We start from the raw sequence: 26,501 nt of genomic DNA on the forward strand, positions 1-26,501 counted from the left end.
GATTTATGGAGATTGCCTGACATAATCAAAGCCAGTAATAAATTCCATCACCTCATTCACTGACGGCAGAGTCGCTTCCGGTGTTTGCAGGGATTTGTTTTTAGAACGACCACCTAAGTTAGATTGATTCATCCACGATTTGCCAAAAGCAGGATGGTAATACAGAGCCAACTTCTGATCGCTAGAGTTAGTAATAACGGTATGGGTGGGAGCTTGAAAAAAGTCAACTGGCTCTATGAGTTTAGGCGCTAAATTAGATGGTTCAGTCGCATTAATTCTATCAATCGCTTGATGGAGGTTAATGATTAATTGCCTAATTTGCATTTGCTCTTTGCTCCCCACATTTTGTATTTCTTGTGATTGGAGAGTATTGATGATGGCGAGAATATTTTGATGCGTTATCCCTGAATCTTTGAAGGGAAGAATCGCAAAGTAAGCTAAGGTGAATAGATCTAGATTAGAGTCAATCGTGAATGTTATTGTCGTTTTTCTAGCACCAATTTCCAAACTAGGGGCTTTACAAATAACGGGGTAAATATGAGCAATTTGATAGTAACTAGATGCCAACGCTAAATTGGCGTTCAGATCTAAAGGCGCATCAATGGTAATCTGTACAGTCGGCTGAGTGGCGTTAAAAAACTTTTGCAACCCCTCGCTAGAGAGATAAAAAATCTCGCTGCGATCGCCTTCTGGACTCAAGTCAACCCACTCACAAGTGATCCCGGTTGTTTTCAACCCAAACCGAGAAACAGCATACAGTTTAGCCCCGGTCATGGTAGCACCACTCAAGTCAGCCCCAATCCAATCCACCTTAATCAGAGAAGCCTGGGTAAGATCGGCGTGAACTAAGCTGGCATTATGTAAATTAGCATGACTTAAGTCAGCCCCCATTAAGTTGGCTCCGCTTAATTTGGCATCGCTCAGATTAGCCCAGCGCAGATCGGCTCCACTCAGGTCAGCCCAACGGAGATTAGCTCGACTCAAGTCAGCACCACTGAGATTGGCAAAACTCAGATTCGCTTGCCTCAGATCAGCCTCCCTGATGTTGCTATCGCTGAGATCGGCACGGTTTAAGTCAGCTTTGTTTAAATTCGTCCCTTCCAAAATGCTGGCAGTCAGGAAGGCACCCCGGAGGTTCGCTTCACTTAAAGTAGCGCGGCTGAGTATAGCTTGTCTAAGGGCTGCCTCTCGCAGATCGGCCCCACTCAGATTCGCTTCTTTGAGCGTTGCCCCAGACAGTTCAGCACGAATTAGTTCAGCACGAATCAGTGCGGCCTGTGTTAGGTTGGCTCTTCTCAAATCGGCTCTAATTAAATTGGTAACGTTGAGGCTGGCCTGGATTAAGTTGGCTTTCGAGATATTAGCGCCACTGAGTCTGGCGACATTGAGTTTAGCTCGGCTCAAGTTAGCCCCACTCAAATTAGCACCACTCAAGTTAGCCACACTTAAATTCACTTCACTCAAATTAGCACCGCTAAGATTAGCAGCACTTAGGTTGACTTCAGCAAGGTTAAGACCGGAAAAGTCTCTATCTCCCGCTGCATATTTTTTGAGAATTTCCCTGACATTCATTAAAGCTACTTTGGACTGACGGCAAGTGAATAAGTTGTGGACTAAGCGCTACCCGATAGCATTTGATTTCCTTGTCGATCCCAAAATTGAGTTAGTGGGTCAATGATAGCGACCAATCCTAGCATCGACCAAAACAGCGAAGGTCTAGTCGCCTTCAGGCTCCGCATACAAATCTTAATTTAACTATATCGCCGGAAAGTCCACCTCACAGCAAAGGTAAAATTTATCAATCCCAAATCTTGTGTCAAACATCAGTGCAAAATGAGATGCGGTAGTTCACATGGGATGAAACAAGACAATGAACATTGGGATTGTAGGGCTAGGACTGATTGGTGGCTCATTGGGCTTAGACTTGAGATCACTGGGTCACCAAGTCTTAGGCGTTTCTCGCCAAGAGCAAACGTGCCAACGGGCGATTGATCGTGGTGTTGTAGATGACGCCAGTCTGAATTTAACGCTTTTGGCGGCAGCAGATGTTGTGTTTATTTGCACCCCCATTGCCGCGATCGCACCCACTGTACAACAGTTAATTCCCCATCTCTCCCCTGATACCGTAGTCACTGATGTGGGTTCGGTGAAGGCCGCAGTGGTTGACGAGGTTGCTTCTGTATGGCACAACTTCGTCGGTGGACACCCCATGGCAGGTACAACAGACAATGGCATAGAAGCGGCTGTCTTAGGGCTATTTGCGGATAATCCCTACGTCCTCACACCGATTGATACAACACCCGTAACAGCGGTGAAGCGGGTAGAGGAGATTGTGCGATCGCTCACTTCACGAGTCTATTTCTGCCGTCCTGAAGACCATGATCGCGCTGTGGCGTCGATTTCTCACCTACCTGTGATGGTTAGCGCCAGCTTGATCGATAGCTGTATGAATGAACCTGATTCAACCGTTTTAGAGTTAGCTCAAAACCTAGCCAGTTCTGGCTTTCGGGATACCAGCCGCGTTGGAGGCGGCAACCCAGAGCTGGGGATGATGATGGCGCAGTATAATCGAGAGTCATTGTTGCGATCGCTCACTTCATATCGCCACAGCCTCGACCAATTTATTGAGCTGATCGAGCAGGAAGATTGGCAAACTTTAGAGAAAAAACTCAAAGAAAATCATATACAGCGTCCGCAGTTTCTTTAACGTTTAAAGTAGGGATGGGTTGCTGATTATTGGGGAACAAAAAGAAATTGGAATTGTTTCATGGTGGCGTCATCTGGTTGTCACAAGAATGTCATACACACTCTTTAAAGTGGTAAATGTCAACGTTAGAGCGTCTCGTCAAAGTACTCTCGGTTTGCTCTATGAGCATGGCAGTAAACAGCCACCATTCGGTATCCATTAGAGCCACGTCATCCACCACAAACGATTTCTTGAAGAGAATCCCATGGTACTCGATCACCAAACTTCTAAATCTTATGATTCTGCCTCTTTTTCTTTAAAAAAGGCCGCGAGTTATTTATCACTGGTGTTGCTGGGCGCGGGTGCTACTTTATCCGGAAATTATTTTTTGTCGGGTCACTTGCTCTCTGCGGCTACACCTAATTCTCCAATTTCTAGTAAAGCTGTAGCAGGAACCATTCCCCCTAGCACACCTTTACCGATTCAAGACACAAACTTTATTACCCAGGTCGTCGAGAATGTGGGGCCTGCGGTGGTGCGGATTGATTCCTCTCGAACCGTCACATCTCGAATTCCCGAAGTCTTTAATAACCCATTGTTTCGCGATTTTTTTGGAGCTGATCTGCCCTCAGAGCCACAACAGCGTGTTGAACGCGGTACAGGGTCAGGCTTTATGCTCAACAGCAATGGTGAGATTATGACAAATGCTCACGTTGTAGACGGTGCCGATAAAGTAAATGTGACTCTCAAAGATGGTCGCAGCTTTGTGGGTAAAGTGGTTGGCACCGACCCCGTAACGGATGTTGCAGTCGTGAAAATTCAAGGGAACAATCTCCCCGCCGTTACCCTCGGTAATTCCGAGCAACTCAAACCAGGGGAATGGGCAATTGCGATCGGTAATCCCCTCGGTTTAGATAATACGGTCACCACAGGTATCATTAGTGCCACAGGGCGTTCAAGTTCTCAAGTCGGTGTCCCCGATAAGCGCGTTAACTTTATCCAAACGGATGCCGCGATTAATCCCGGCAATTCTGGAGGGCCTCTGTTAAATGCCTCTGGTCAAGTGATTGGCATGAATACAGCCATTATCCAAGGTGCCCAAGGTTTAGGCTTTGCCATTCCGATCAATACCGCTAAACGGATTGCTCAGCAATTAATTGCGACAGGCCAGGTTCAACATGCCTACCTCGGCATCCAGATGGTGACATTAACGCCAGAGTTAAGACAAAACATTAATAGCAATCCTCAGGCAGGTCTTAGGGTAGATGAAGACAATGGCATACTCATTGCCAAAGTGATGCCCAATTCCCCAGCGGCACAAGCTGGACTCCGTGCTGGGGATGTGATTCACAAAGTCAACAGTCAACCCGTGAAAAACGCTGAGGATATCCAAAAAGCTGTGGAAGATTCTCAGGTTGGCAGCAACTTACAATTCGAGTTGCGCCGCAATCAAACAGAGATGAATGTAGCGGTGAAGCCTGGTGCCCTTCCGATTCAGCAGGCTCAGAGGGAATAATGGCGGGATGCGAGGATGGAGAAAGGATCCAGGAAATTCGTAATTTTCCAGATTGTTCCGGATACACCCTTTGTACTTAGAAATAAAGGAATGGTAGATGCACCCTGGTTCAGCTCTAGAGTTTAACTCTAGGGCTTTTTTTTTGCTTGGGTGGGATGGCTGAAAGGCGATAAGTCAGTATCATTTTGTACCGAGAGAGTATCGGTTAATATGTAGGACTGAACGCATAGCGACAGCGATCGCACGTTAGGGACAATGACTTCCTTGAGTAAAGGGTTTCACCTAAACATCAGAGCGAGTATCCCACTGTCGATTGTCAACGGAGACAACATCCGGCAGGGAACGACGCCTGAGATATAGCCATACTAGACCGAGCAGACCAAGAGTGATCTCTACTAAACTGATGATTTGAGCCATGCGTAGGGGGCCAATCATCAAGCTATCCGTCCGCAGTCCCTCAATCCAGAATCGACCGAGACTATAAGCCACCATGTAAACCAGAGCTAAGGTGCCCACTTTTAGATGGGGTTTGCGGTTTAAATCCCGAAAGAACAGCGTCATGAGTATGGCAAAAACCATTAAGTTCCAAAGGGATTCGTAGAGAAAAGTAGGATGGAAAAAGTCATAATTAATGAACTCTAAGGGGCGCTGCTGGGGAGGAATATACAGTTTCCAGGGTAAATCGGTAGGACGCCCAAAGGCTTCGGAATTAAAGAAGTTACCCCAACGCCCGATCGCCTGACCCAAAATAAGAGAAGGGACGACTAAGTCAGCTAATAGCCAGACAGAGATTTTTTGGATACGGGCAAAAATAATCGCCGCTACAATACCGCCTAAAATGGCACCATGAATAGCAATTCCGCCTTTCCAAATCGCAAAAGCTTGGAGCGGATTTGGGGCATATTGTTCCCATTCAAACAGGACGTAGTAGAGTCGGGCACAGGGAATTGCTGCAATCACCAGCCAGATTGCCAAGTCGCCTACCAAGTTTGGGTCAACGTTACGGCGCTTTGCCAAGTATTGGGACAAGGTGACTCCGATTAATACGGCTGAAGCAATTAACAAACCGTACCAGCGAATGGCGATCGGTCCGAGTTGAACCAAAATCGGGCCTGGAGAAGCAAATTGAAATGCCAGAGTCAGAGGGGACATGGCTTGTAGCATTGAGTTTTCGGTAAGGGGCGATTGAAGCTTGCGGATGGAGTCACAGACTCTGGATGAAGCTTCTGTTCAATTTTAGGTTGCCGAGTACTAGTGTGAGGTGGGATGCGATCGCGAAACGAGGCGTTAGCCTAGCGCAGATCGCGCTCTAAGGACATGAGTTTAATCTTGATCGCCTAGAGATCGAGCCTCGAAATAAATTTCAGGCTCAAAGCTAAAACCCGTTGAAACGGGTTAATGAGAGCGATTGTATCAAATTGATTAGAGAATACGCGATTCCCATTGAGAAAAAAGCATGAAATACTATCACATAACCAAATTCTTTGAGATTTCATTCAGCCCATTTTCGCAGCAAATTCGCATAGCTTTTTGAAATTAAATCAAACTCAATAGTCTTACCTTCTTTAGCAAAAATTGACCGACGAGCTGTATCCAAATCAAACAAAATTTCCCGCTCATTTGCATCGCGAACTAAGCTCTGAACCCAGCCGACAGCCGCTAACCTTACGCCTTCAGTCACAGTCTCTACCTGATGCAGGGTTGAGGAAGGGTAAACAATCATCGAACCCGCTTCAAGTTTGTAAGCGCGATCGCCATCGCTGTATTCAATGATTAACTCACCGCCTTCATAGGTAGAGGGTGAACTGAGGAATAGAGTGAAAGACACATCCGATCGTAAAAACTCTTGATTGCCCATCAGGGCATTATCAACGTGTCTACCATAGGACATGCCCGTTTCATAGCGGCTAAACAGCACCGAGTGTATACTTTTAGGCTGGATTGCACTCTGAAATAAGGCATTGCGCCGGAGAGCCGTCTCTACCAGTTCTCGCAGATCTTTGGCATAAGTTGCCTCACGCTGGAGTTGCATATTGTTTTTAACAAATTTGGCGTGCCAGCCTGCTGTCGTTTTGCCATCTACAAAATCAGCTTTCTCCAGACTGTTAACTATAAATCGCAGTTCTTCTGGACTAAGAATATTGTCAATAGAGAATATCATGCAAACTGAAAACTTGGATAAAAAGCTATTAATCCTATCATTTTTTTTATTTTAAAAATAGGATTTTAGGGGATAATTCTGTATGCTTTTGTTTTTTAATGATTGATTTTGAAGTGATTATAATTAATTAAACTTGGTACAAACCATGTTATATTTTAAAGTCTATTAGCTAAAACTTAAAGATTCAAGACTATCTGTTTAGGAGTGTTAAAATGCGTTCAAAGACCATTGAATTATTTGTGACGCTAAGCTTAGCAGCTACCATCGGTGCATGTAACGCGGGTAACCCAGGTGGTGATGCTGAGAAAACTGCCCCACAAAATCAGCCCAATCAAGAGATGCAAGAGCCTGAAGAGGGTGAAGGCGGCGAAGGTGGCGAAGGCGCTCAAGAGGATAAAAGCAATGAAGGGGGTGAAGGTGGTGAAGGTGGCGAAGGCGGTGAAGGCAACTGACCTCCTGCTGGTATGAACACTAGGTGGGCATTGTAAATTATTGTCCACCTATGTACATGCGCTCCCATATCAGTTCGTGGCAAGTCTAGGCGCGATCGCAATACTTTAAGGCAATCCAGAAATTTGTAACCAGCTAGTCATAAGGGTGAAGTTCTACCATAGAGATCCAAGAGCAATTCATCATCCCTTATAACCGTGACGCCCCGTCTTTCTCAAATTCCTTCTCAAAACAGCAGCACTACTCAAAATCCCTCAAGCCTGACTGAGGTAGATACATCCATTCCGTTACAAGTAACCTCAATTCCTCCACTTTTGGGCGCTTCGTTAGCCGAGTTAACCGAATGGGTGCAACAACAGGGACAACCCGCTTATCGAGGGCGTCAACTGCACCAGTGGATTTATCAAAAAGGGGCGCGATCGCTCACAGAAATTTCTGTTTTTTCTAAGCAGTGGCGGGAAGTTGTTGCTGATGTTCCCATTGGTCGCTCTACATTACACTATCGCTCACAATCCCCCGATGGTACTGTAAAATATCTGCTGCGACTAGCCGATGGTCACATTATCGAAACCGTCGGGATTCCCACCTTTGCCAGAGGAGGAGAGGAAGCTTGGGATGGATGGGATGATGACTTTTCCCCTAATCCAAAATCTCAAAACTCAAATTCCAAAACCAAAGAACGTCTTACGGTTTGCGTTTCCTCCCAAGTCGGTTGTCCCATGGCATGTGACTTCTGTGCCACTGGCAAAGGGGGATTTAGCCGCAATCTGAAACGCCATGAAATTGTCGATCAAGTCTTAACCGTTCAGGAAGACTTTGGACAACGTGTCAGCAATGTGGTGTTCATGGGAATGGGAGAACCATTGCTGAATCTAGAGGAAGTTTTGGGTGCGGTGAAGTCGATTAATCAAGATGTAGGAATTGGAATGCGATCGCTAACCCTTTCCACCGTCGGCGTTCCCGGACGAATTCGCCAACTTGCCGAACATCATCTACAAATTACCTTAGCCATCAGTCTCCATGCCTCAAACCAGGCATTGCGAGAGCAACTCATCCCCACAGCAAAGCGCTATCCCTTAGACACTCTGTTAGAAGAGTGCCGGGAATACGTACAATTGACCGGTCGTCGGGTAACGTTTGAATACATCTTGCTTTCTGAACTTAATGACCTCCCAGAACACGCCATTGAGTTAGCAAAACATCTACGAGGGTTCCAGAGTCACGTTAATCTAATTCCCTACAATCCTATTACTGAAGTCGATTACCAGCGTCCGACACCTCGAAGAATTCAAGCCTTTGTCGAGGCACTAGAAAAGCATCATATTGCAGTTAGTGTGCGCCGTTCTCGTGGACTGGAAAAAGATGCCGCCTGCGGACAATTACGTGCTTCCAAAATTCCTCAACCTCTGTAATTTCTCCCTTAAGCGAGGGGAGGACTCAGAGAGAATCTATTTTTAAGGGGAACAATACTAATACTGTTCCCCTTTCTTTTTTCCTTAATTTGTTGATATTACCAACTCAAGATTCCATGCTTATCCACCTCTAGCGATGAGCATAAATTCCAGGAGCGTAAGCCTCAACGACGCGCCCCGTGCGAGAACAGTTAATCATCAAGTAGTCACAGGCAGGGCATTGAGTTTGGGTAATGTGAGTGGTTTGGAAAAAAAGCCTTTCTGCATGACTGCCACAATTAGGGCAACGAACTTTTTGTGTTATCTTCATTTTGCAACCTTGGTTTTTCAGAGAGTTATAAAAAAATCCAAAAAATTTACAGCTTATAGATTAAGTTTCTTGAAAAACTGTAACTAAATTTAACGGCTTAATCCAGGGAAGAAAATCAAAAATGTATCCTTCTGGTTCTTTTAATTATTATGTCAGTATTTATACCTCTTGACAAGGAAAATTTATCAAAAGGCTCTAATCTTTCCATTAACCCCGTCTCTCAATTGCCGCGATCCCCAAGGAGAATTTGTGGGTTTGGTATTGATCCACGGGTTTTTTGCTGGAAAACCGACCGATAGAGACAGACTTGTTCACCTTCCTTAAAAAAACGCTTTTACAGGCAAAAACAACCATAGGTTATTAAATTACTCATCTCATATTTCTATTCTTAAGGTTTAATTAAGGTTTGGGTTCTATCGATAGTTAGATTAACGCATGGGCTTAGCAAGAATACAACTTTAATATTGTAAAAATCACTACATTAAAGGCAAGCAAACTTTCTCATACCGTCTCGTTAGCAATGCCTCTTGCGGGGCGAGTAGCCAGAGATGACCGGAGGCTGCCGATGAGGATGAGGAGGCACCCCTCCTACGCCCACATCCCTCTTCTTTCTTTATTGAAAGTCTTATAGATTTTTTCGATTAAACTGGATGATGCTCCCATTCCATGCTTTTGGGATTATCCTCGACCGAACCTATTGGAAAGGCGATTGCCCAAGGGGCACCAGCAAAGCTAATTACACGATGTCACGAGCTGTCTGCTACAACACAAATGGCGATTGCAATTGATTTTGGCACAAGCAACACAGTAGTCACGCGCTGGAATGCCGCAACCCAGCAACCGGAAACCCTCAACCTACCAGGATTGTCGCTGAAATTAGCGGACAATCCTCCATTAATCCCCAGTTTGCTCTATATAGAAGATGCAAGGCAGGGTAAGGTCTTGGTTGGGCGAGAAGTACGCGACAAGGGACTCGACCTCACCAATGACCCCCGCTTCTTTCGCAGCTTTAAACGGGGAATTGGTGCCGACATTCAAGGCTTCTTGCCTGAATTGGATGAGCAGGTTGTCCGATTTGAGCAAGTTGGGCAGTGGTTCCTCACTCAGATTATTGAACAACTCAAATCCACTCAGAACAGTACCCTTGACTCCTTAATTCTCACCGTGCCGGTGGATAGCTTTGAAGCCTATCGCCATTGGTTGAGTGGTGTTTGCCAATCCTTGCCAGTAGAGCAAGTCCGCATCTTAGATGAACCCACGGCGGCGGCTTTGGGCTATGGCATTGCCGATGGGCAAACCCTGCTCGTGGTTGACTTTGGTGGTGGCACTTTAGATTTATCTCTGGTGCAACTCAATCAAGACGCTCAAGTGGGTAAAAAGCCCTTAGGTTTTATTCTCAAGTGGGGTGAGAAGCTGTTGGGAGAAAGTTCGGGACAGAAGGTGAAAATAGCCCGTGTTCTCTCCAAAGCGGGGCAAAACTTGGGTGGCTCGGATATTGATAACTGGCTGGTGGATTACTTTGCGGAAACTCAAGGGTTGACGAAATCGCCCCTGACGACTCGACTCGCCGAACGCCTAAAAATCCAGCTTTCTGAGAAGCCATCGGCAACGGAAGTCTATTTCAACGATGAAACCTTCGAGAGTTACGAACTCAAACTCGATCGCCAGACCTTTGAAACCATCTTGAGAGAACACCAGTTTTTTGAGATACTGGATGATATGATGGCGCAGTTATTGCAACAAGGGCGTCGGGCTGGGATCGAGGTGTCCGATATTGATGCAGTTCTTTTAGTTGGTGGCACGGTTAAAATTCCCGCCGTTCAAGATTGGGTCAAGAATTACTTCGACGCGAGTAAAATTCGTTGCGAGAAACCCTTTGAAGCGATCGCCCAAGGCGCACTTCAGCTCGCCCAAGGCATCGAAATTCAGGATTTCCTTTACCACAGTTACGGCATTCGTTATTGGGATAGGCGTAATAATTGCCATAACTGGCATTCGATTATCAAAGCCGGACAAGCTTATCCGATGAGTGAGCCTGTGGAACTGCTTTTGGGCGCATCGGTAGACAATCAACCGAGCATTGAACTAATTGTGGGCGAGTTGGGGGCGCAGACGGGGGCGACGGAAGTGTATTTTGATGGCGATCGCTTAATTACTCGTCAAATGGGTGGCGGACAAACGACCGTGCAACCCCTCAACGACCGCGATGGAGCGAGAACCATCGCTCAACTGACTCCTGCGGGGAATCCAGGACGCGATCGCATTAAAATTCAGTTTTGGGTGGATGCCGACCGTTCTCTCCGAATTAATGTTGAAGATTTACTGACCGATCAACCTTTATTACAGAATCAAATCGTCGCCCAGTTGAGTTAAGCTAACGTGCATTTATAGCAGAAGGCAGTTCGCGCAGCGTTCTGGGCAGGAGTAGGCAAAAGGCAAAAGGCTCTTATATTTATTCTTAGTACGTGGTCGTTTCAGCCCTTAAAGCTGTCCCAACTTCTATAGCGACTGCTATAAATTACATCTTTTGAGAACAGGATAAAAGCGCTCAATTCCGCACCTCCGCACCCCCGCACCCCCGCACCCCCGCTAAATAGGGAAGGGTTACGTCATGTTGGCATTCCAACGTTGGCAATGAGCTGAGTGGCAGCTACACGCCACAACTGATCTAAACCGGAAGCAGGCATAGTCAGGTAAAGAACATCACCAGCACTGAGGCAAGTCTCCAAGAGATCCCAGGCATGAATGGTTTGGCAATTGGTTTCAATATAGAGAGGAACAAAGTCTGCATCGATCGCAATCTCTTTGACACGGCGTCCACAAAAAGGATGTTTTGGTGTAATTAAGGTAGCTAAGGCAACCCACAGGGTATCGCGAGTCATCCCGTTGCCTAAAATTCTCCCTCCCAAAGCAGCGGCGGCAAACGATGGAGTCGCTAATTCGGCGGGACAAAGCACAGATTGAAATTCAAAAACCTGCTGTACCATCTGAGAGAAATGTGGGTCTTGATTTCGCACAACCGTCGATAATTTGGGAGTAAGGTTTTTGGCACTGAGCGCAATTTGTAAGTTGGCGGTATCATCACTGGTGACAGCTAAGAGTGCTTCAGCTTTCTGGATGTTAGCCGCTGTCAGCGTTGCGGATAAACTAGCATCTCCATGAATCACGGGGATTCCTTGGGAACGAACAATGTTGAGGAAACGGTTATTGAGGTCGTGTTCGATCACGACGACCTCATGTCCATGACAATGCAGGTGGTTGACAATTTGAACCCCAACACCCCCCAATCCACAGACAATGTAGTGATTGCGTGCAGGTACCCTAGCCGCGTCCCAAAACTGCTTTAACCGAGTTCCTAAGACAAAATCGTTGAGCAGGGCATAGCAAATCCCTATGACTCCGGCTCCTACTAGCATCATCACCACGGTAAACAGTTTAATGCTGTCGGGTGCTTTTTCTGCCACCTGTTCTTGACCACCCGCACCGGTAATCATGCCCACCGAAAAATAGAGAGCATCGACCGCCGAGATGTTGGTATCAAAGCAAACATAGGTGAGTGTCGCCAGAAAAATCATGACAAATAGAGTCAACGTCACCACCAAGATGGGTTGAGCGTGATTTTGAAACTGACGTAAGTTGGTGAGGACTTTGAGGAATTTTCGCAGCCAGGAGTTGCGACGGTTACGGACATTCGGTTGGGTGCCGATAATTAAGCGATCGCCAACTTGTAACTTCCTGCCCTCAATCACAGCGGATACCAATGCCACTCGACCGTTTACGGGAAGGTAATAAATCAGCATCCGCGATCGCTCATCCCACAGTTCGCTCAAATGGCGTCCTAGCCAGGGATGATTTTCATGAATTACCTCTTCGTAGATCGGCCAAGTTTGATTAAATAGCCGCAGTTGCCCGATCGCTTTATTTCCCAGTGCGGCGAAGGCAAAGACTGGTGCTGCCAAGGCCGAAACACTTAGACTCACGTGATTGGGGAGAGTCTGATCGAGGCGATCGCCCAAACCACTATTAAACAAGCGATTAATGATGCGAATTCGGGGATTGAGAACTCTAGCCTGAGTCAGAATTGCCAAATTTAAAGCATCATCGTTACTCGCCAGAACTAATGTGTTAGCCTTTTGAATCCCAGCCGCTAGGAGGGTAGAAGCTGAAGATAAGTTTCCAATCACAACATCCTCGGCTTCTTCTTCTTCAACCAGAGGTTTGTAATGAATGCCCACCACAGCCGCTCCCTGCTGCCTCAGTAAACCGAAAATTTTATATCCAGTGCGACCCAAGCCACAAACAATGATTCGGGGTTTCATGAATCAGCTTTGTTGACAGACGGAGTGCTGCCTTGTAATGGTTAAGCCCTTATTTTTATTCAAGTTGGCTGGGAGTACTGTAGCTGAAAACACCACTGGTGAGATGAGGGGAGCAGGGGGGGATAGAAAGCTCAAAGCTCATAGGGTGCGGTCAAAACCACTTTATGTTCAAAGAGTCAAGGGGGGATTTTGAAGGCTTTATTTCTCTACTGCGATAAGAAACACCTTCTTAAACCCTTATGGGTGAATGATTTCAGCTAACTGTGTTTTTGCATTTGTGGCGAATGCGATGCGTCCGTTAGAGACTGAACATCTTGCCGCCAATCTCAATCAAAGCAAATATGTATTTTATGTTAAAAATATTCAAGCGTATTATTTAGGATGCGTATTATTAGGAGAATAGTAATTTTTAATCAGTGTATTGTAAATAACGATTTAACTTTATATAAACTTTACGCAACTAAAGCCTTATCTCTAAGTGCTTAAGGGCTTTTTGCCGTAGCTCTCCTCAGAATTCATGAATAGAGCAACATTTATTCATGTAGTTTAGGTAAAGATTTTGTTAAATCCTCTATGCAAAGTCAAGGGAATATGCCATTATTTGTTGTCAACAGATGATGGAGATTCAACACGAATTTCTAACTGAGTGGAATATTAACGAACTCATGAATCTGCCCAGTTCGGCTCAAGTGATTTGCTAAAAAATTAGAGATATTTGCAATTAGTCGCAACTTATAAATAACTAACCTGTAAATATCTCCAATGTGTATCTGCCATTTTTTTTGAGGTCAAAACCATGACTCTTTCCCTGCCCAATCTACCCAGTGTAGGTCTAGAGACGAAAAGCCTTCGCGCTCGGTTTGGACAGAATAAGACCGATTGCATCGCCACAGGGGATACTATCGATCTATCCTTGAAAATGCCAGTTTTGGGTTCACAAGATACAGAGTACATAATTTCTCAGCCTGGGCAGATATACCAAAAGTTAGGATTTCACATCATCGAGACAGCAGATAGATTTGTTGGGGCTTTGGTTCAGGAAGTAGACTTTCCCTTAGAACAAGCCGCCTATGAGATTTATCTTAACTTTTTAGAGTTAACCAAAGATTGGAATTTATTCCGTGTTTGGAACTATATTCCCTACATTAACGAAGAATTCTGCGGCTTAGAAAATTACAGGTCTTTTTGCAAAGGTCGTTCCTTAGCCTTTGAAGCCTTCTATGGCGAAGAATTCAATTTTAAGATGCCAGCCGCCTCAGCTGTTGGAATTAACGACAATAAGCTTGTTCTTTATTTCATCGCAGGCAAAGAAAGAGCGACTAATATTGAAAATCCAGAACAAGTTCCGGCATTTAACTATCCTAAGCAGTATGGTCCCCGATCACCGAGTTTTGCACGGGGTACAGTGGTTTTGCAGGATGGAAAACACATCGGTTATTTATCGGGAACAGCAAGTATTAAGAGTCACGAATCAGTAACTCTAAGAAATATCAGTGAGCAATTCCATACCACCCTCGACAACATGAGTTTGGTGTTTGAACGGATGGGTTTACTCCATGAACGGATGAGTTTCCACGGAACCATGCCCGATCCGGCAAAATATGACCGAAGATTTAAGGTCTATATCAGACATCTAGAAGATGCAGAATACATCCAAAACCTTTTTGCTCAAAGTATTTTTGCTTCTGAAGATGACCACATTCTTTATCTGCGATCGGACATCTGTCGCTTTGAATTAGACCTAGAAATCGAAGCCATCATTGCAGAACGGTAATCTGTAAATAGTCCTAACAGAAATATTGCAATCAAAAATTCATCCAACACCAAGAATTTTGCATAAAAGATAACAGAACAGGTGATAAGTACTATAGCGTTTCTCGATTGGGTAAGGTACACCTTGAATACCAAGAACTTTGCTCTCAAGAAACTCTGCGTACCTCATTCATCTGAAAACCGCTATACAGAGTGAGACAGATATGTCTAACTGTTGTAGCAACGATTAACTGAGAGCAAACGCTCAACGCCGTAGCACTTAGGTTCAAATTAACCGAAACTTTCCCTAATGAAATTTAGGGAAACTGCTAATACCTCGAATCAGTAAGGCACTACCATGTTGCATCAAACATTCCTTAAAGCCGTAAAGCAGTACCCAACAAAGACGGCTATTGTTTACGATCAACAGAGGATTAACTATCAAGAGCTTTACACTAAAGTCCTTGGATTAAGTAAAGGGCTTCACTCAATTGGTGTAAAGCAATCTGACTGTGTTGCGATCATTTTGCCCAATTGTCCGGAGTTTGTGATCAGCTTTTATGCAGTTGCTACGTTGAAGGCGATCGCCCTGCCATTAAACACCGCTTTTAAAGAGGCCGAAATCAATTTCTACATCAATGACACGGGAGCGAGTGTCATTATTACAGATAAGGTACGGGCTGAACTTTGCCACAAAGTTATCTCTCAATTTGACCGGAAAATCGAGTTAATTGTCATTGATGAAGATGAGTCTTCCCGTGTCTTATTTGAGGACTTAAGCCAAAACCAAACCAACGAGTTTGAAAATATGACTCCTTATGAAGGAGATGTAATCTATCAGTACTCGTCTGGTTCCACCGGCAGACCCAAAAGAGTAGCCAGAACACAAAAGAACATCGTCTACCAGGGAAGCAATTGTGTAGCGACTCTAAACGTAACAGCGTCTGACAATATTTTATGCATCGTACCCCTGTATCACGCTTATGGGTTTGGGGAATGCATGTTAGCGGCTACCTTTACAGGCGCAACCCTCGTTATTTTAGAGCCATTCATGCAAAATGGTGTTCCTGTTGAGATGCCATTTATTTTCCGCTGCCCACGAGTGTTAAGCCTGATAGAAACCGAGAAGATTACGATTCTGCCCGCTGTGCCCTACATCTATAGCATTTTGGCAGCCACTCCCTATCAGACTCAAGTCAACTTCTCAACACTGAGATTATGTATCTCAGCGGGCAATTTCTTACCGAAGGATACATCCGATAAATTCCTCCACAGATTTGGTATTCCGCTCAGACAGCTTTATGGTTGTACAGAAGCTGGGGCCGTTGCGATCAATTTAGAGCCAGAGGCTGACCTTCATTATGATTCCATCGGTGTGCCGATGAGGAATGTAGAAATTATAGTGATGGATGACGATGGCAATGAATTAGCTCCTGGCTTAATTGGGGAGTTTGTAATCAAAAGTGAAACCCTGACCACTGGGTATCACAATTTGCCCGAAGTGAATAAAGAGGCGTTCCGAAATGGTCACTTTTTTACAGGGGACTTAGGCAAAAAAGATGAGCAAGGGCGTCTTTATCTAACTGGGCGTAAGAAAATCTTTATTGATACTGGCGGACACAAGGTTGATCCGCTAGAGGTCGAAGATATTCTGGTCGCTTATCCGAAGGTACAGGAAGCGGTTGTTGTTGGAACAAAAGGACCCTTAGGCGGAGAGTTGATTAAGGCAGTTATTGTCCTCAATGAAGAATGTAAAGAGCAGGAAATTATAGCATTCTGCAAAGACAAGCTAGCCGACTTTAAGGTTCCGAAATTTATTGAGTTCCGCCAAGAACTGCCTAAAAATCCCTTGGGTAAAGTATTGCGGAAAAAGGTTTAATTTAGGGCAATCGTGCCGAATTCAAGGGCGTTATGAAATGGATAACGCCGGAGTTGCAATAAACCCAAAAGAGTGGGCAAAGATAAAATTTTTTGCTCCCTCTCTTCCCTCAACACAAGCAATCTGTAAACGCACTTTACAAAAATCAAAGTAAGGAAGCATTCTATGGAATTTGGTATCCAGTTTTTCCCGGACGTTGCCCCTGATCAGAAGTCGGGTCAACAGTATTTCCACGAGGCTTTACATCTTGTTGGTCTATGTGACGAATTAGGCTACACCAATGTCCGCACGGTTGAGCATTACTTTCATCCCTACGGTGGGTATAGCCCCAACCCCATTCTCTTTTTAACCGCCGCTTCCCAACGCACCCGGAAGGCGCGTTTAATTACGGGCGCTGTTCTTCCTGCCTTCAATAACCCATTGAAACTGGCAGGGGAAATCGGGATGCTAGATGCGATTTCCCAGGGGCGTTTAGAAGTAGGCTTTGCCCGTGCTTTTCTGCCTCATGAATTTGTCCGGTTTGGTGTTAGCTTGAACGAAAGCCGGGGGCGGTTTGAGGAAGGGGTCGAACAGGTTCGCCGCCTGCTTGAGGAAGAAAATGTGTCGATAGAGGGGCAGTTTCACAGCTTTAAGAACGTCACCTCACTGCCACGCCCCACCCAAGCGCCACGCCCACCCTTCTGGATTGCTGCACTGGCAACGCCTGAATCCTTCGTTGCAGCCGGGAAAAAAGGCTACGGCTTAATGGCGATTCCCCTGGCTGGGGGAAAGATGGCTGAACTGATTGGGATGTATCGCGAAGCGTGGAAATCAGCAGGGCATCCAGGACAAGGGAAAGTCATGCTGGCGTTTCACATGTTTTCCTCTCTGACTAACGATGAGGCAGTTGCGATCGCACGTCAACCACTCAACAACTATCTGCAATCTCTTGTTGAGGCCGCCTCAGACTGGACTTCGGGATCGAGCTCCACTGATTACCCAGGTTACGACAAGATTATTGCAGGGCTGAAGCAAGAAACCTTTGAGTCTCAAATTGAAAAAGGTGCAGCCTGGATTGGTCCACCCAAACAAGTGCGTGAGGCAATTGCAGAATACAACCATCAAGTCGGCGGGTTTGAAATTGCCTCGCTCCAGGTGAACTTTAATACCCTACCCGTTGAAGCCGCCGAAGCCTCAATGCGCCTATTTTCCAAAGAGGTTATGCCTTACTTTGCCGAGCAGGTAAAAGCGGCATAAACTGCCAACACCATAGCATTTTGGATTTTATTGGGTCTCGTCATTTAGGTAATTAATACAAGGATGTAAATGATGCTAAGTCTTGAACAAATTCAGCAAAAAAGCCATGACGTTGTTCTAGAAGTTCTGCCAAATGTTACCAGTGAAGAATTAGAATACGACACCGATCTTTTCAGCATTGGTCTAGATTCAATCACTGCAATGTCACTCGTTTTGACATTACAAGAAACCTTTGAGGTGGCATTTGAAACGAGTGAAATTAGCTTTGACAATTTCCGAACCCTAGGAAACATTGTTGAACTAATCGAAAAAAAATATACGGGTCTGAGTCAGGATGCAGAGAGTCTCAGTGCGGTCAATTAAAGACTCTCAAGTTAAGGCTAGTAGCAAATTCAGGTTGGAAGGTAAGAACAAGTCATGAAGCAGGTAGAGTTCGATAAACCCAGTGCGTTACCAGAAGGACTCCAAGAGAAGGGTCAAACGGGTCATCATTCCATCACATCCCCACCCAACCAGAGCAAGTCAGAAACCGCCTCAGCCGAGTTCTGGCAAGCGATTAAAACAGTCATTGGTTTACAGAATCAGGCTCCGCCCTTAAAACCAGTATCGCGGAACACAGACCTACCCCTCTCTTTCTCCCAGGAACGACTGTGGTTTCTCAACCAGTTGAAGCCCGACAGTTCTGCTCACAACATCCCCTTGGGTTTGCACATCAGGGGGTCACTTAACGTACCTGCCTTGGAGCAAAGTCTCAAGGAAATCCTGCGTCGTCACGAAACGCTGCGAACCACCGTGGCAACTGTGGATGGTCAACCCGTTCAGGTCATTCATCCAATTCCAGATTTTAGATTGGCAATTTTAGATTGCACAACTATCCATCATTTCCTCCGTGAGCAAACGCAGCGCCCCTTTGACTTGAACTGTGGCCCACTCTTAAGAGCTACCTTACTCTATCTGGGTGAGCAGGAGCATGTGTTACTTGTGACCATCCACCAAATTGTGTTTGACGGATGGTCAGAAGGAGTATTGTTGCGGGAACTGGCAGCACTCTACGAAGCCTTCTCCACTGAAAATCCCTCCTCACTCCCGGAACTCCCCATCCAATATGCCGACTTCGCACTCTGGCAGAGACAGTCGCTGCAAGGTGAGTTGAAAGACGCCTTACTTTCTTACTGGAAGCAGCAATTGGATGGCGGTCTTCCCGCGCAACAATTACCCACTGACCATCTACCACCCGTCGTTCCCACCCGACGCAGCGATCGCCAAACGCTGGTCTTACCTCAATCTCTGACCGAAGCGCTTAAAGCACTCACTCGTCAGGAGGGGGCTACCCTATTTGCCACGCTACTGGCAGCCTTCAAGGTACTGCTGTACCGTTACACGGCTCAGGAAAACCTCTTTGTCTGCTCTCCCACCGCTAACCGCAACCGGAGCCAAACTAAAGGGTTAATTGGGTATTTTGTCAACCTGTTAGTTCTACGCACTGACCTCTCTGGCAACCCCAGTTTCCGCCAGTTGCTGGGGCGGGTACGCACCTGTGCATCAGGCGCTTTTGCCCACCAGGATTTGCCGGTTCAGCAGTTGGTCAATTCTCTCAATCTGGTCAACACGCCCCTTAATCAGGTGATGTTTGTCCTCCAGAATGTCCCCAAGCAACCCGTGAAGCTACCGGGCTTAACCGTGAGTGCCCTGGAGATCGATAACGGCACGGCAGATTTTGATTTAGCCCTATCGATGGTGGAGAGTGCACAAGAATTCATCGGTGTGCTGAAGTACAATACCGATCTGTTTGAGGATGCCACCATCACCGAGATGCTGGGACATTACCAAACCTTACTAGAAGAGATTGTTGCCAATCCAGAGCAGCCTATTTCATCGCTGCTACCAAGCTTAGTACAGCGCCCCCTGCTGGCTGCATCAACTCAGGAACGTCGCCAACAGCAACAGGAATTCGTAGCACCCCGTAATCTTGTGGAACTCCAGCTTACGGAGATTTGGCAAGAGGTTTTAGGCATTCAGCCGATCGGCGTGAAGGACAACTTCTTCGAGTTGGGGGGGCACTCGCTGCTAGCGGTGACCTTGTTTACTCAAATTGAGCAGAAATTTGGAAAAAACTTACCATTAGCTACCCTCTTTCAGGCTGCCACAGTGGAGCAATTGGCTAGCCTTCTGCATCAGGAAGACGAGTCAGAGTCTTGGCGATCGCTGGTAGCGATTAAACCGACTGGTTCCAAACCCCCTCTGTTCTGCGTTCATGGGATTCTGGGCAATGTTCTGATATTCCGCAATTTCGCGGCTCATCTCGATCCAGAGCAACCCTTCTATGCACTACAAGCTCAAGGGTTGGATGGAAAACAAGTTCCCTACACCCGGATTGAGGAAATGGCCGCTCACTATATCAAAGAGATACGTGAGATCCAGCCGGAGGGGCCTTATTATCTGGGAGGCTACTCGTTTGGAGGTGCGATCGCTTTCGAGATGGCTCAACAGTTAAAAGCACAAGGTCAGAAAATCGCTTGGCTGGGCTTTTTTGATAGCGTTCCTCTAGGTTATCGTCAACAAGGGCGAGTCCATGAATGGGTTTTGCAGCATGTGAAGAAAGTGTTCCAACACGGCCCTGACTACATTCTTGATTTGGTGAAGTGGAAGATTAAGCAGAGCCTCGGAATTGCCGATTGGAGTAGCAAGCATGGAATTAAGGAAACGCTCCTAAAGATTGTCCAAGAAAAGCTGTTCAAGGTTGCTCACAAATCTCATCCAGAGATGGAACAACCCTTGCCTCCCACTGCTGTCCCAGCGCTCGAAGCCATCCACTTGGAAACCATCAGGCACTATTTACCGCAAGTCTACCAGGGTCGAGTCTCCTACTTTCAGGCAATGGAGGTATCTGAAACGGATAAATGGTACGTCGATCCTTCTGTAGGCTGGAAAAAGTTGGCGACAGAAGGGTTAGAGATTCATGGCGTTCCTGGAGATCATACGACCATGTTCTCGGAACCCTATGTACAGGATCTGGTTGAGCAATTGAGTACTTGCTTAGAGACAGCACAAGCCAAGGTACGAGGATGATACCAAGTTTCAGTCACAGATAGTAGATAGGGAGACAAGGAAGACAAGGAAGACAAGGAAGACAAGGGGGACAAGGGAGAGAAAATACTATGTTTGAACGCAACTCGGTATGACATAGAAAGAAAGCTCTACAATTGATTATTGAGCTTTCTTTTGAGTTAGATAAACACAGGTCAACACGCGTGATAGCAGATGAGCCTTTATGGCATTCCCCACCGATCAACTTGGTGTTATCAAAAGATGTTGTTCACATCTGGCGTACTGACCTGAACTTACCTGAATCAAAGATTCAGTTGTTAGCAAAAACCCTATCTCCAGACGAACATAATCGAGCCAATCGCTTTTACTTTGAGCGGGACAGGAAGCATTTTATTGCCGGTCGTGGCATTTTGCGAGCTATCCTAGGCCGTTACTTAAGCTTGGAGCCAGCTCAGCTTGAGTTTTCTTATGGTTCTCGTGGCAAACCCGCACTCGCCAACTTAAATATGGGAGAAACACTCTCGTTTAACTTGTCTCACTCCCATGAGTTAGCGATATATGCGATCGCTCACACTCCCTTGGTGGGCATTGATCTGGAACACATCCGCCCCATGGATAAAGTCGAGCAATTGGTTAAACGCTTCTTTTCTGGTCGTGAATATGCGGTCATTTGTTCCCTACCTGATAACCAGAAGCAAGATGCTTTTTTCCGGGCGTGGACTTGCAAAGAAGCTTATCTCAAAGCGATCGGTGATGGATTACCGGGACTGGATGGGGTTGAGGTTTCCTTAACTCCGGGAGAACCCGCCGCATTGCTGAGTATCCAAGGAGACGAAGAGGCCGCTTCTCATTGGTCTGTGTATCAATTGACACCATCACCCGGTTATATGGCTGCTCTGGCGATAGAAGGACAGGGTTGGAATTTAGAGTATCTGAACTTTGAGTAGAATCAATCAGAATTTAAGTTGAAAATACACAAGTGAATATTTACAAAAAATAGAGGGTTTAAGATTGAAGGTACTAACAGTTATTAGGAGTGTGAGCGATGGTACAATCTGACCCTAAGCTGCGCCTACCAACCAGCGATGAACTGCCTTGTTCAGACGACACGCCTGTGGATAACGAGAATCAAAATTTTATTCCTAATTTACTATTATTTTTGCTGAAATTTATCTGGGGAAATCGCTCTGATTGGTTTTTCGGTGTGGATATGGGAATTTATCACACTACAGGGGTGAGTCCGTTGGTGCCTGTTGTCCCAGATGGATTTTTGAGTTTAGGGGTTGAGCGTCATAGAAGGGAGAGATTGCGGAAAAGCTATGTGGTTTGGGAAGAAAATGAGGTTGTTCCTATTTTTGCTCTAGAGATTGTGTCGCTAACGCCAGGGGGAGAATATGACAAAAAAATGGAGGTTTATGCAAAGCTTGGAGTTTTATATTATGTAGTTTATAACCCGGAATATTGGCAGCGGGATAGACATCAGCCGTTTGAGGTTTATCGCTTAGTTGATGGGGAGTATCAATTGCAAATAGGCGAACCTTATTGGATGAGTGAAATTAATTTAGGAATTGGACGTGCGCCTTACTGGGATGGAGAGGTAGAGATTGAATCGTTGTATTGGTACGACAAACAAGGAAATCGATATCTGACGGCAGAGGAAAGAGCTCAACAAGCACAACAGCAACTTGAACGCTATCGTCAGTTGTTTGGTGAATTACCAGAAAGTTAAGGTTAGGCGATTCCCGACGGGATAGCTTCGCTTCACGCACCGTGATGATGATAGATTGCGATTCCCTACAGGATAGCTTCGCTGCACGCAGACTGGGAATTAAGCAGAAGTGCGATGGCTCTTTGAACAAGTTACGTGATCGCACGCGCTCAGATGATGGAACGTATTACCCACTGACTGTCTGAGTGACTTATAATTCAAAGAACTAAAGACCAGGGAGTTTATATGCAAACAACTCCAGAGAGTCCAGTACGTTGGACGATTGCTGACCTAGAATTATTCGCAGGCGATCGCAACAATCGCTATGAAATCGTTGATGGAGAATTGTTTGTGACAAGAGCGCCTCACTGGCAGCATCAGGTGATATGCATCAACATTGGTACTGTTCTGAAAATGTGGTCAGATGAAAGTGGTCTAGGTGAAGCGGCTATTACGCCAGGAATTGTTTTCTCTGATGCCGATAATGTAATTCCTGATGTCGTGTGGGCAAGTCATGACCGTCTGGAGCGTTTGCTCGATGAAGCTGGACATCTGACTGGTGCACCAGAGTTGGTGGTAGAAGTTCTATCTCCCGGCGATAAGCAAGAGAAACGCGATCGAGAAGCGAAGCTAAAGCTTTACTCGGTGCAAGGCGTTCAGGAGTATTGGATTTTTGATCGCATAGAGCGGAAAGTTGAGGTGTATCGGCGAGAAAAGGCGATTTTAAAACTAGCCGCTACTTTATATAGCGAAGATGAGTTGACCAGTCCAATGCTTCCTGGTTTTAACTGTTTGGTTGGCAAACTTTTTGGTTCTTCATGAGTCAGTATGCTAAATCAATAGCTAAATAAGTCAATAAAGATGAATAAATGCGAAAGAAAGTCAACCAAGTGGTTGTCGGTATTGACAAAGAAGGTCATATCCTATTAACTATAAACCGTCAAAACAGGGATTGAACGCATAGATAGTGAGATGGCCACAAAAAAGAGAATAAAGCTGCTGACAGAACTCTTGAATATAAAAGGAATAAAAGTAATTTCACATCGTCAACATGAAGGGATTGGAATAATTGTACAGGTGGAATTAATTGGCAAAGAAAGTAATTGCCCTCGTTGTGGAGCAAAAAGTCGTAGATTACACCAAAATCATCGACACATAGTAAAAGATTTACCTTGGGGAGAAATGCCAGTGTTTTTAGAAATAAACAGACGACAATTTAAGTGTGAAAAGTGTGAGAAACCGTTTAGTGAACAGTTAGAATTTGTCAGTTCAAGAAGAACGTACACAAAACGGTTGGCTAATCAAATAATTCAAGACGTTTTAGAAAACGATATCCACAGCGTAGCGAAAAAAGGAGTGGTAACAACGGCGGAAATAGAAAGGATGTTAAAAGACGCATCAAAAGACCTGTTAAAAATCAAACCTATAGACTTAAAAAGATTAGGAATTGATGAAATAGCACTGATTAAAGGGAAGGGGAATTATTGTGCAGTATTAGTAGATTTAATAAAAACCGCAAAATGCCGGGAAGAAAAAGCAGAACATTCGCCAGTATTAGAGGGATTAAAGAAAAGTAAATATGTCTTGCTCAAGAACGAATCCGACCTAAGTGAACAGCAAAAAGTTAAACTGATTCAAGTCAAGAATGTATCTCTTACTCTCAAGAGAATGCATGAATTAAAAGAGCAAATTCGCCAAATTTTCACTCAGACCCAGCATTGGTTAGCCGGATTATTTCACTTGGGAGGATGGCTGAAGCAAGCGAAAAGCTATTTTCCTGATAGCCAGAAGACTATCATCCGTTGGTTGGATGAGATCATTGCTTACTTTGATAACAGAACGACTAGCGGTGTTGTGGAGGGGATTAACAACAAACTTAAGTTGATTAAGCGCTCGGCTTATGGGTTTCGGAACTTTGACAATTATCGAATTAGATGTTTGCTTAACTGGCATTTCATTTGTTAGTTTAGCATACTACATCCTGAAGAACCAACTTTTTTTAGTTCCAGAAAGCTAGAGCAATCGATTGGCAGTGAAAGTGCGATCGCTTGTCTCAGATTGCATTGATGTTGAGGGAGCGATCGCTCGTGAGAGTAAAGGAAAACGATCGCACACTGACGATAATAGAGAGTGATTATTTTACCATAGCCCCTAAGCAGTACAATAGTAGGGCTAATCGCGCCTTACATTTAGATAAACTCATATCTGTCTTGAAAGAGGGGAGTCGGGAGTCGGGAGTCGGGAATAGGAATGGGGGAAGAGTCTTTCATTATTTGCTGTGTGCCAAGCTCATGGGGAGTCTTGCACCAATCAGGAGAAACCCCTAAAGCACCAATAATGGGTGTAAGAAAAGAACACCAAAACAAAAATTGCTCTCAGTAGGCAAGAGTAGCTAATATAACTTTGCTAACATTAAGCTCATCCTACGCTTAAAAGACGTGGGATTTCACGTTCATGGTTCATGGCATTTTTTACTGTGAACTATGAACTAAGGCAGAATAGCTTACTTTATAAAACTGGTAGCCATTGGCTGTAACCAAGACTTATTGTCATTGATACCAGAATTACAATCCCAAAGATGAATGCGAGTACCATTTTTCCATGCATCTTGTTTATGAATACATTTATTTGGATTATATCTGTTTCTAATAAATCCAGTATTTAAATCATATTCCCAAGATTTATTTTCCTCAGGACCAACATCACAATCCCAAATATGTATAGGATTGCCATTTTCCTAACCATCATGCTGCTTATGCAAACATTTATTTCTATTCAATCGATTTTTTATATATCCAGTATTTGAATCATATTCCCAAGATTTATTTTCCTCAGGACCAACATCACAATCCCAAATATGTATAGGATTGCCATTTCCCCAACCATCATGCTGCTTGTGAATACACTTATTTGTTCCATACTTGGCCTGGATATAATTTGAGTTTAATGAACTAAATCTTCGGTTTATTTCTTGAACAACTTGTAGCGCCCTGTCATAACCAGCAGGTAATTCGTAGAAATCGACTGCTATAAAATTAGGCCTTTTCCCTCCAGCAGATGGAGAACAAACATTGTCAACTCGGTTTAAGAGATTATTATAATTGTTATCAATTGCGGCAGTTATGGTAGAGGGTACATCTCTAAAGTGATTCATAGTAAACAAAGGAGCGCCCCAAGTAAACTTTGTATTATAGGGTTTTGATTCTCCTCTCTTGTCACATTTGTTATAGTTTTCAGCTATACTACCTATACTCCAGTAATTTTCAACAATAAAATCATAGGTATGAGCAGTTTTGCCGGGGATAACATTTTGCTGTTTAGTATAAATGATCAATCGCTTATTGTTATCTTGCATCCATTTTAGAGAAGGCCAACCACGCTCTGTTACTTTCCAACCAGAACTTAAATCATATATAACATCATTTAAATTAGAGACTTTATTTAAAGAACTTTCTAGTTGCTCCTTAGAGGTATAGTCTTCTAAAAAAATAGTGACAACTTCTTTAGGATTTTCCTTGAGAAAGTTAACAATAGTCTGTACAGCTTCATGAAAAGTTTGCCTTGGCAATGCATAAGTGCCTCCAGCAAATGTTAAACATGCACCAGGATTGCCATGGCAAAGATAAACCCCAGGATCGTAGCAATCATATCCGAGACTAAGGCGGCATATCCACCAGTTAGTTCCTTCAAAGTAGTGAGCATCTAACATGAATGCTCGAACACCATTTCTAAGTTGCTTATCAATACTATGAGATTGATAAGCTACACTCCATCTAGAGTCTTCATAATTTGCAAATGCATTATGAGTCGTGAGCCAAGCATAGCTATCAAAAGTTCGGCTTTGTTCTTGTGCAATTGCTGTTGTTTGTACTAACGATAATAGCAAAGATGAAATTGTTATTTCAGATAAAATGGTTATTAAAAACTGGGTTACTTTCGGCATCAACGTAATGATTAAACTTTGAGGTATAGAGAAATTCTTTATATTTTCTCCTGGATTTGACTTCAACATAAAATCAATTTA

The 26,501-nt window shown here is 44.7% G+C and carries 21 protein-coding genes; 14 read left to right on the forward strand and 7 right to left on the reverse strand.

Features of this window, described 5'->3' with window-relative positions; all coding sequences use genetic code 11:
• Nucleotides 1–3: 3 nt before the first annotated feature.
• Nucleotides 4–1,572: a pentapeptide repeat-containing protein gene (locus MIC7113_RS11415; protein WP_015182313.1), complete on the reverse strand. Its 1,569-nt coding sequence runs from the start codon at nt 1,570–1,572 to the stop codon at nt 4–6.
• 298 nt (nt 1,573–1,870) lie between these two features.
• Here MIC7113_RS11415 and MIC7113_RS11420 point away from each other — a divergent pair, with 298 nt between their 5' ends.
• Nucleotides 1,871–2,707, forward strand: coding sequence for a prephenate/arogenate dehydrogenase (locus MIC7113_RS11420; RefSeq protein ID WP_015182314.1), 837 nt, complete (start codon nt 1,871–1,873; stop codon nt 2,705–2,707).
• A 244-nt stretch (nt 2,708–2,951) separates the two neighbouring features.
• Nucleotides 2,952–4,202 carry an HhoA/HhoB/HtrA family serine endopeptidase gene (locus tag MIC7113_RS11425; protein WP_015182315.1) on the forward strand — a complete coding sequence of 417 codons (1,251 nt, stop codon included), beginning with the start codon at nt 2,952–2,954 and terminating at the stop codon, nt 4,200–4,202.
• 282 nt (nt 4,203–4,484) lie between these two features.
• Here the strand turns inward: MIC7113_RS11425 and lgt are convergent, their stop codons facing one another.
• Nucleotides 4,485–5,366 (reverse strand): prolipoprotein diacylglyceryl transferase, encoded by an 882-nt coding sequence (gene lgt, locus MIC7113_RS11430; protein ID WP_015182316.1) that lies wholly within the window; start codon nt 5,364–5,366, stop codon nt 4,485–4,487.
• Between the two features lie 328 nt (nt 5,367–5,694).
• Entirely contained in the window at nt 5,695–6,363 is a 669-nt protein-coding gene (locus MIC7113_RS11435) for a Fe2+-dependent dioxygenase (protein ID WP_015182317.1), read from the reverse strand.
• 212 nt (nt 6,364–6,575) lie between these two features.
• On the opposite strand from MIC7113_RS11435, the gene MIC7113_RS11440 reads away from it, so the two are divergent.
• Nucleotides 6,576–6,815 (forward strand): hypothetical protein, encoded by a 240-nt coding sequence (locus tag MIC7113_RS11440; RefSeq protein ID WP_015182318.1) that lies wholly within the window; start codon nt 6,576–6,578, stop codon nt 6,813–6,815.
• 258 nt (nt 6,816–7,073) lie between these two features.
• Nucleotides 7,074–8,225, forward strand: a complete 1,152-nt coding sequence (gene rlmN, locus MIC7113_RS11445) for a 23S rRNA (adenine(2503)-C(2))-methyltransferase RlmN (RefSeq protein WP_226883678.1) — start codon at nt 7,074–7,076, stop codon at nt 8,223–8,225.
• 130 nt (nt 8,226–8,355) lie between these two features.
• Here rlmN and MIC7113_RS34645 read toward each other — a convergent pair whose 3' ends face one another.
• Nucleotides 8,356–8,535 carry a hypothetical protein gene (locus MIC7113_RS34645; protein WP_015182320.1) on the reverse strand — a complete coding sequence of 60 codons (180 nt, stop codon included), beginning with the start codon at nt 8,533–8,535 and terminating at the stop codon, nt 8,356–8,358.
• Between the two features lie 771 nt (nt 8,536–9,306).
• Between MIC7113_RS34645 and MIC7113_RS11450 the strand changes: the two genes are divergently transcribed.
• Complete coding sequence (locus MIC7113_RS11450) at nt 9,307–10,908, forward strand: Hsp70 family protein (RefSeq protein ID WP_041780709.1); 1,602 nt, start codon at nt 9,307–9,309, stop codon at nt 10,906–10,908.
• 236 nt (nt 10,909–11,144) lie between these two features.
• On the opposite strand, the gene MIC7113_RS11455 is transcribed toward MIC7113_RS11450, so the two are convergent.
• A complete protein-coding gene (locus tag MIC7113_RS11455) occupies nt 11,145–12,854 on the reverse strand; it encodes a potassium channel family protein (RefSeq protein WP_015182322.1) in 1,710 nt (569 codons plus the stop codon).
• Between the two features lie 796 nt (nt 12,855–13,650).
• Between MIC7113_RS11455 and MIC7113_RS11460 the strand changes: the two genes are divergently transcribed.
• The 9 genes from MIC7113_RS11460 (at nt 13,651) to MIC7113_RS11500 (ending at nt 24,442) form a co-directional block, all read left to right on the forward strand.
• Nucleotides 13,651–14,628: a chorismate transformation enzyme, FkbO/Hyg5 family gene (locus tag MIC7113_RS11460; RefSeq protein WP_015182324.1), complete on the forward strand. Its 978-nt coding sequence runs from the start codon at nt 13,651–13,653 to the stop codon at nt 14,626–14,628.
• Nucleotides 14,629–14,964: 336 nt separating this feature from the next.
• Nucleotides 14,965–16,485, forward strand: coding sequence for a class I adenylate-forming enzyme family protein (locus tag MIC7113_RS11465; protein ID WP_015182325.1), 1,521 nt, complete (start codon nt 14,965–14,967; stop codon nt 16,483–16,485).
• 165 nt (nt 16,486–16,650) lie between these two features.
• Nucleotides 16,651–17,721, forward strand: a complete 1,071-nt coding sequence (locus MIC7113_RS11470; protein ID WP_015182326.1) for an LLM class flavin-dependent oxidoreductase — start codon at nt 16,651–16,653, stop codon at nt 17,719–17,721.
• A 69-nt stretch (nt 17,722–17,790) separates the two neighbouring features.
• Nucleotides 17,791–18,084, forward strand: coding sequence for an acyl carrier protein (locus tag MIC7113_RS11475; RefSeq protein WP_015182327.1), 294 nt, complete (start codon nt 17,791–17,793; stop codon nt 18,082–18,084).
• A gap of 54 nt (nt 18,085–18,138) precedes the next feature.
• Nucleotides 18,139–20,790 (forward strand): alpha/beta fold hydrolase, encoded by a 2,652-nt coding sequence (locus tag MIC7113_RS33255; RefSeq protein ID WP_015182328.1) that lies wholly within the window; start codon nt 18,139–18,141, stop codon nt 20,788–20,790.
• A gap of 182 nt (nt 20,791–20,972) precedes the next feature.
• Nucleotides 20,973–21,716, forward strand: coding sequence for a 4'-phosphopantetheinyl transferase family protein (locus MIC7113_RS11485; RefSeq protein ID WP_015182329.1), 744 nt, complete (start codon nt 20,973–20,975; stop codon nt 21,714–21,716).
• Between the two features lie 98 nt (nt 21,717–21,814).
• Nucleotides 21,815–22,498, forward strand: a complete 684-nt coding sequence (locus tag MIC7113_RS11490; RefSeq protein ID WP_015182330.1) for a Uma2 family endonuclease — start codon at nt 21,815–21,817, stop codon at nt 22,496–22,498.
• Between the two features lie 225 nt (nt 22,499–22,723).
• Nucleotides 22,724–23,299 (forward strand): Uma2 family endonuclease, encoded by a 576-nt coding sequence (locus tag MIC7113_RS11495; protein WP_015182331.1) that lies wholly within the window; start codon nt 22,724–22,726, stop codon nt 23,297–23,299.
• A 150-nt stretch (nt 23,300–23,449) separates the two neighbouring features.
• Nucleotides 23,450–24,442 carry an ISL3 family transposase gene (locus MIC7113_RS11500; RefSeq protein WP_015180242.1) on the forward strand — a complete coding sequence of 331 codons (993 nt, stop codon included), beginning with the start codon at nt 23,450–23,452 and terminating at the stop codon, nt 24,440–24,442.
• A 538-nt stretch (nt 24,443–24,980) separates the two neighbouring features.
• On the opposite strand, the gene MIC7113_RS39215 is transcribed toward MIC7113_RS11500, so the two are convergent.
• A complete protein-coding gene (locus MIC7113_RS39215) occupies nt 24,981–25,199 on the reverse strand; it encodes a ricin-type beta-trefoil lectin domain protein (RefSeq protein ID WP_081594720.1) in 219 nt (72 codons plus the stop codon).
• Between the two features lie 15 nt (nt 25,200–25,214).
• Nucleotides 25,215–26,489, reverse strand: a complete 1,275-nt coding sequence (locus MIC7113_RS11510) for a hypothetical protein (RefSeq protein ID WP_015182332.1) — start codon at nt 26,487–26,489, stop codon at nt 25,215–25,217.
• Between the last annotated feature and the right edge of the window lie 12 nt (nt 26,490–26,501).

Origin of the sequence: Allocoleopsis franciscana PCC 7113 (genome assembly GCF_000317515.1) — a bacterium.
Taxonomy (GTDB): Bacteria; Cyanobacteriota; Cyanobacteriia; order Cyanobacteriales; family Coleofasciculaceae; genus Allocoleopsis; species Allocoleopsis franciscana.